The following is a 6,707-nucleotide window of genomic DNA, read 5'->3' on the forward strand; positions in this document are numbered from 1 at the left end:
AGACTGGACTTTAGCACTTAATTCGATAATCGTGGCACCGATTTTGTCGGGGTCTCATTGTGACCGAACCACTTCCAGACGAGGTAGACGACGCCCTGTGGGCGGAAGCCTGTCGCCGTGCGGCCGCGATACGCAGATTCCTGGAGTCCGGTTCCGGTCAGTCAACAGTGGCCGCTATTGCCGATCTCGCCTCCGAACTGCAGGTCAGCCAAGCGACGACCTACCGCTTGCTGAGACGTTTTCTGGCGGACGGAACCGTCATGGCGCTTGTTGAAACCAAGCGCGGACGTCCGACGGGCCATCGCGCATTGGATGCTCAACGCGAGGAGATCATCGAGAAGGCGATCCGCACACACTATTTGAAACCAACCCGGCCACCGGTCTCGCAGTTGGTCCGGGACATTGAAACGGATTGCAATGCGGCAGGATTGAAGAAGCCGCATCGTCGAACGATCGAACGGCGTCTCGGAGACCTGAACCTGCGCCACCGGGCGCAGCGCAGGGGGGAAACGCGGACTGTAAAAGCAACGACGCCAGTCCCGGGAACACTGAGTACCACTCGACCCCTCGAGATTGTTCAGATCGATCACACGAAAGCCGACATCTTTGTCGTCGATGAGGAAACCCGCGAACCGATCGGACGACCCTGGCTGACCCTGGCCATGGATATCTTCAGCAGTATGGTGACGGGGTTCTACCTGACCATGGATGCACCATCCCGGCTTTCGACGAGCCTCTGCCTGCTGCATTCGGTCTATGACAAGACCGCATGGCTCAAAGCGCGCGAGATCGAAGAGCCCTGGCCCGTGGCCGGCCTTCCGGACAAGGTTCACGTAGACAATGGCGCGGATTTCCGGAGCCGCGCCTTCAAGCGTGGCTGCGAGAATGCGGGCATTGCGATCGACTGGCGGCCGCCGTGCACGCCACGGTTCGGCGGACATATCGAGCGGCTGATCGGCACCCAAATGGGACGGCTGCACCTTTTGCCCGGTACGACCCTCAGCAACGCGCAGGACCTCGCGGAGTATGATTCAAGGAAACATGCAGCGCTGACCTTGCGCGAGTTGGAGCGATATATCGCCCTCGACATTGTCGGGTCCTATCATCAATCCATTCACAGCTCGCTGAGCCGCCCTCCCCTCGCCGTCTGGCGGGACCATGAAGGTGAGATCCCTCTGCGGCTGCCGGAGGATCGATTGCAGTTCTGGGTCTCTTTCCTGCCGGAACAGGAGCGGACCTTGCGCCCGACCGGCATTCACCTGTTTGATCTGCGCTATTGGTCAGCCGCGCTCAGCGCCGATATCGGCCGGACTAAGCGGCGACTTCTGGTGAAGTATGACCCGCGTGATATGTCGCGCGTGTTCGTGCGGCGGCCCTCGGGCAACTTCGTTGAAGCCCGCTACGCGGACGTGACTCTGGCACCTATTTCCCTGCACGAGGCTTTGACGGCGCGTCGCACCCTGCGTGAGAAAGGGCGGCGTGAAGTCGATAGCCGCGCGGTCGTAAGGACCGCGCTCGAACAGCGGAAGTTGGTTGACGAGGCCGTAAACAAAACCGCGGTCGCGCGGCGCGGCAAGGCTCAGCAGAGGCGGGGCGATGACCTCCGGGACACCGGCACACTCCGTGGTGTCGACTCCAGCAAACCGGTGCCTTTTGTTGAGGACACCGAATGAGTTGGAGCCAAAATGACGAACGATCACCATCATCTGACCGCCGAGGCTGCGGCCCAGCTGTCTGAAACCCAAGCGGGCCGCATTCGCGCCATCAGGTCCCGCCGTTGGGTTCTCTACCCTCGCGCGAAGCAAGCCCTTGATCGCCTTGAGGCGCTCCTTGATCATCCGAGAGGCCCCCGCATGCCGTCTGTCGCGATCTATGGCGACAGCGGGATGGGCAAGACCATGATCATGCAACGCTTCCGCGATCAGCATCCGCCACATCTTGATCGCCGGACCAGGGTTCTGAAGACACCGGTCCTAGCCATGGAAATGGTCAGCCGCCCCGGCGAGCGGCGCTACTATGGTGAACTGCTTTCCCTCCTCGGAGCGCCCCAGGCACCGCGGGCCGATATTGCTCAGATGGAACAGGCGACCATGCGGATCATGAAAGCCATCGGCGTCCAGGTGCTGGTCATCGACGAGGTTCACAACATCCTCGCCGGGACCTATCGAGAGCAACGTATCGTGCTCAACATGCTGCGCTTTCTCAGCAATCGGCTCCAAATCTCACTGGTCTGCTTCGGCGTGAGCGACGCCCGGGAAGCCATCGGCGGTGACGTTCAGCTTGCGCGCCGCTTCGAGCAGCTCACCCTGAACCGCTGGGCCGCCAATGAGGACTTCGAGACGCTGGTCGCGTCGATCCTGCGCAACACTCCATTGCGGCAATCCTCTGTGCTGACGCCGAAATCCCTACGGCGCATTCTGCAGATCACGGATGGCATCACGGCCAACATCTTCCAGATGCTGGGCAGCCTTGCAATCGAGGCCATCGAAAGCGGTACCGAACACATCAGTAACAGCGCCGTCGAGGCCTGGGTGCCTGCATTTGATACCGAGGCGGCCTTCGCATGACGGGACCCCTGCCCGTCACCTTGCCGCCCCTGCGCGGCGAACTCCTGTCGTCCTGGATCAGTCGCCACGCGGACTTTTATGGGGTCACGCCTATAACCATGCTGCGCCATAGACTGCCGGAGGCGATGTCGCTTACGGCAATCGACCTTTCTCTGACGAAGGCCCAAGCGAACCAGATTGTGGGGATGTTCGGTGTCAGCCCGCGACTTGTACGTAGACTAAGCTTCGCGGGCGTCCCGAAAGCCGCTCACCGGTTCATCGCAAAGAGTCCGATGCAGCGTTGCGTGCGCTGTACTCAAGCCGATGTCAGCCCTCCGCCAGTGCTTCGAAGCGCATTGCAGGGATGGCGGATCACTTGCCCGCACTGTGGGCAACTCTACCAGGACAAGACCAACAGCGATGCGGATCAGGCGCTTTCACCATATCGTGCAGCAGCACGTCGCGGTGAGACCTTGTTGAACAACCACGCCGAACGCCGCGTGGAAACATGGCTCTCACCTTTGGAGATTGCGCGACTGCTGCTCATGCGCCGCATCCCCTGGCCGCCCCCGCGTGACGGAGATCTCTGGCGCTACCGTCTCCTCGGCGCCATCGTCCCGGACCTAGATGCCATACTGGCCAAGCAGACTTCGTTTCCATACTCACCAAAGCACCCCATCCTGCCGCTACACATCCGTCCCGCGCTCCTGGCAGGCGTGGCGATCATCGACCGCGCAGGACCACCAATGCTGAAAATGCTGGAAGGGCACATGATGGGAGACAACAAGAACCGATTTGTCATGGCGACAGACCATTTGGTAACCCCGGCAATCGAGTGGGGACCACCCCAGCAGTTCCAACTGATGTGAGAACCGGACCCGATGATTCTCAGGTTAAGGTGCCAAAACCCGTCAAAACGGACGCATTCTCACATTTAAGTACTAAGTGACAGCCGTGTATCTGGCTTGGTTGAGAGCGAAAAGATTGGGTGCTCCATACTGGCAATATCGCCCTTCGGAGCCGCATCGAAAATGTCACAGACAAAGAAATCACCCTGAGGATGACGGTCTGGTAAGAGCGGATAGTCGTTTGCCATGGCGAATCCCTTCGACACTTCACACACGTTTCACCATAGAACGACACTTCACACACACTTGGAAGAGAAGACGACACTTTACACACGGTATAGCACCGCTTTTCAGCTTTTTTGACAGGGAGATAGTGAGAAAGCTGCAAGAACAGGGGAATCACTACTCTGCACACGCGTCAGTCCCACTCTACACACAGATGTTACTCACAAACTCTTGTTTCAAAACGGAGAATTTGAGTGATCCACAAGCGTAACACTATGTTTTAACTCTAATATAACACCCTTGGCCGAGTCTAAATCGAGTGATCCAAATGTTCGTTGTTGAAGTTCACACAAGCCTGACGTGGCTATCACAGTGTGATCTGAAAGAAAGTGCGTTCTAGATGATTGCCGGCCGCTCACCTGAAGTCATGCGCCAAGAAAAGTGATATGATGAGATGCTTAGAAAAATTAGTGCAATTTGGCCAAATTTGCCATGAACAATGACCTTTGGAGGAGAGGTGAACTTGAAATTAACCCCCAATTTCGTATACTTATCAGGCTATGACCAAAGCAATGCAAACAGCGATACTGACCACGGTGAACGCTCCGTACCAGACAACTCTGGATGCGGGTGAGCTCGCTTTGGCTATTTCCAAGCACAACATCAAACTTGCGCAAGTCGGGTCTTTCCTGACCGAAACCCCGATTGACGCACAAGTAGCTTTCGCTGAAGCACATGGAATTTCTAAAGCGACCTTGGAAGCCACCGCTACCCAATTTGCGGACTGGTCCGGCCAAGCCGTCGCACTGGCTGCCTAAAGGTGGCGCAAGCCGCGTCTCGATGGCGCGACCTCATTCAAGAAGCTTTCGGCATCCTTGATCGTGTAAACAAGGACTTCGACATTGTTGACAGCTGGTCCTTCGGGGGCGGTACTGCAATGATGATCCAGATTGATCACCGTGAAAGCCACGATGTCGATCTTTTCCTCGATGACCCGCAACTGCTTCCCTATGTGGAAGCCGCTGTCGCAGAGATGCCGTTTGCTCTCGGAGAGGCAACCTACAATGGAGACGGATCTGGCCACTTAAAAATTGCCTTTGATGGCATCGGAGAGATCGACTTTATCGTGACCGGCCAAATCACCGATGCACCAACCATTGACCGGGACATCAAAGGCCGCACAGTTGCTCTGGAAACCGTCCCTGAGATCATCGCCAAGAAAGTACGTTATCGTGGCTCTCACGTACAACCGCGCGACATCTTCGATATTGCCGCAGCCGTTGAAGCTGGCCAAAGTGACGACATCCTTGCCGCGCTCGCGATCATTCCAGACTATGCGTCAGCAACAGCGGCCCGGATAGAGTCCTTGTCAGAGGACTACGTCTCTAGCAACATATCTCAATTGGTGTTACGCGAGACCAGCAAAAGCCTCATCAATACGGCCTACGGTATCGCCTTGGATCTTTTGCGGAAAGTGTAACCGGAACCGACCTGCATCGGCTTGGGTGCTTGACAGGATGGTGCCGCCTTGTGGTCGAGTCCATACGATCATCAGGACATCATCGGTGGGCGATAAGACCGCCCTGCCCTGCATCCGTTAACCTTTGAGCCAATTCCGTATGGTTTCAAGTCTCTGCGCATTCATTGCATCGTGGATCGCAACAAGCGCCCAGACCGGCGTTGGGGGGCTAGACTTAGCCCAGGCCGACAGCTGCTGTGCGGTCATATCATAACGTTCGGCAAATTTGCCGCGCCATGTAGTGACACCAAAGAACTCTTCAGCCATCATGGCTAGTTCTTCAAAGCGTTGCTCAGGTGCCATGTCTTTGTAATTTCTCATGTAGTCGTTTCCGTCATATTAGTTGTTTTGATACCGGTCGATTAGGATGCTTGGAGAGTTATCCGGATACTTGATAGGGGGAGTTGAGTGGGCCAAGCGTGCAGTCCTGTAGAACACAATACGTTGTAACTCCGAGCAAACGACCAATTGCCTGCAGTTCCCCGCCGTGTTTTTGGGACGTAGATCCTTCAGCGCCGGTAGCCTTTCGTTCCGCAGAGGCAGTACCAAGGTCTGCAGGATTGTTGGTTACCGTACTCACTTCATCGCTCTAGATATGGTTGTCTTCAGTTTCCGTTCAGTTGCACCAGCTCTGGCGACGGCCCTTCAGTTGCACCAGCTCTGGCGACGGCCCTTCAGATACACCCGCGCAAGGCCCCAGTTAATCAGAATCGTGCCGTATCGGTAGCATTGAGTTCACTGCTGACATCTGACGGTTTTGGTCGGATGATGAGTGCCAGTCCGAAGCAGACATCGGATTTGACGGTCGGGTTAGAACGCCAGCAGGACAATGCTGCCATTCATTTATTCAAGTCGATCCGGAAGACCCTTTCCATTGTTCCACCATCGATTAGGATTATCGCTTTGCGGATCATAAGCAGCGCGGCTCGCCCAATCCTCACGTATGAAGATCACAGGCTCTTCGTAGTGATGAGCATAGATTATTGCGTCCATGACCTTCGCCAGTTCTGTTAGGTCTCGTTCAATCGAGATTTTCAACTCTACCATCGGGTACGTCTCGGTTGAACCGGCTTCAAAACCGTCAACGTGGGTAGTCGTTGTTGACCCGGGTTTCGGCTGAGCGGTTTCCTTACCGGGGGCGGAGATGCTCGCATTTCGCTGATATCGACCAAAGCTTAATGGATGCACTTTCATCACCTCGTCGAGAATGCGATCCGTGTCTTCGGGTAAGGTCTGAACTTCAATTGTGAAAACCGGCGCCAGCCGTCCTGAATTCGACTGATAGTTTGCCAACTGTGACATGCAGCCCTCCGCATCTTGTTCACTCATTGTTCTATTCCTTTGCCTTCCTTTCAAGCAATACTTTTTGGGTTGGTCATCCGTAGAGCACTCCCTTTCGGGAGCGCAAAAGCTTTGACAGACCAACGCAAGCTCTTGCGATGGCAATATTGGGTCCCATTATCGTTACCGTCCTGCTCGCTTGGCAGCCAAGCATCTCGGGGTGACGATAACCGAGAATTATCCTACCGATGTGGCCATTTGAGGATGTTACGGGCGCCCTTATCAGCC

The 6,707-nt window shown here is 56.0% G+C and carries 7 protein-coding genes; 5 read left to right on the forward strand and 2 right to left on the reverse strand.

Translation table 11 applies throughout. The features are described 5' to 3' along the window. Window positions 1-59: 59 nt before the first annotated feature. From SLH47_RS25025 to SLH47_RS25045, 5 genes are all read left to right on the forward strand, one after another. Window positions 60-1,673, forward strand: a complete 1,614-nt coding sequence (locus tag SLH47_RS25025) for a Mu transposase C-terminal domain-containing protein (protein ID WP_320243710.1) — start codon at window positions 60-62, stop codon at window positions 1,671-1,673. 12 nt (window positions 1,674-1,685) lie between these two features. After that, complete coding sequence (locus tag SLH47_RS25030) at window positions 1,686-2,567, forward strand: TniB family NTP-binding protein (RefSeq protein ID WP_320243711.1); 882 nt, start codon at window positions 1,686-1,688, stop codon at window positions 2,565-2,567. After that, the gene (locus SLH47_RS25035) at window positions 2,564-3,415 is read left to right on the forward strand and encodes a TniQ family protein (protein WP_320243712.1); all 852 of its coding nucleotides are present in this window, start codon (window positions 2,564-2,566) and stop codon (window positions 3,413-3,415) included. Before SLH47_RS25030 ends, SLH47_RS25035 begins: the two co-directional genes overlap by 4 nt. Before the next feature lie 764 nt (window positions 3,416-4,179). Beyond that, a complete protein-coding gene (locus tag SLH47_RS25040; RefSeq protein ID WP_320243714.1) occupies window positions 4,180-4,437 on the forward strand; it encodes a hypothetical protein in 258 nt (85 codons plus the stop codon). Between the two features lie 2 nt (window positions 4,438-4,439). Then, complete coding sequence (locus tag SLH47_RS25045) at window positions 4,440-5,099, forward strand: nucleotidyl transferase AbiEii/AbiGii toxin family protein (protein ID WP_320243715.1); 660 nt, start codon at window positions 4,440-4,442, stop codon at window positions 5,097-5,099. A gap of 117 nt (window positions 5,100-5,216) precedes the next feature. On the opposite strand, the gene SLH47_RS25050 is transcribed toward SLH47_RS25045, so the two are convergent. Beyond that, on the reverse strand, window positions 5,217-5,459 hold the full coding sequence (locus SLH47_RS25050; protein ID WP_320243716.1) for a hypothetical protein: 243 nt from the start codon (window positions 5,457-5,459) through the stop codon (window positions 5,217-5,219). A 522-nt stretch (window positions 5,460-5,981) separates the two neighbouring features. Continuing rightward, window positions 5,982-6,467, reverse strand: a complete 486-nt coding sequence (locus SLH47_RS25055; RefSeq protein WP_320243717.1) for a hypothetical protein — start codon at window positions 6,465-6,467, stop codon at window positions 5,982-5,984. Window positions 6,468-6,707 lie beyond the last annotated feature (240 nt).

This window comes from Cognatiyoonia sp. IB215182 (assembly GCF_033963905.1).
Taxonomy (GTDB): domain Bacteria; phylum Pseudomonadota; class Alphaproteobacteria; order Rhodobacterales; family Rhodobacteraceae; genus Yoonia.

Excerpts from the sequence above, each read along its gene's own strand:
- SLH47_RS25035 (WP_320243712.1), top strand. The coding sequence starts at position 2,564 with ATGACGGGACCCCTGCCCGTCACCTTGCCGCCCCTGCGCGGCGAACTC.
- SLH47_RS25030 (WP_320243711.1), top strand. The coding sequence starts at position 1,686 with ATGACGAACGATCACCATCATCTGACCGCCGAGGCTGCGGCCCAGCTG.
- SLH47_RS25050 (WP_320243716.1), bottom strand. The coding sequence starts at position 5,459 with ATGAGAAATTACAAAGACATGGCACCTGAGCAACGCTTTGAAGAACTA.
- SLH47_RS25040 (WP_320243714.1), top strand. The coding sequence starts at position 4,180 with ATGACCAAAGCAATGCAAACAGCGATACTGACCACGGTGAACGCTCCG.
- SLH47_RS25055 (WP_320243717.1), bottom strand. The coding sequence starts at position 6,467 with ATGAGTGAACAAGATGCGGAGGGCTGCATGTCACAGTTGGCAAACTAT.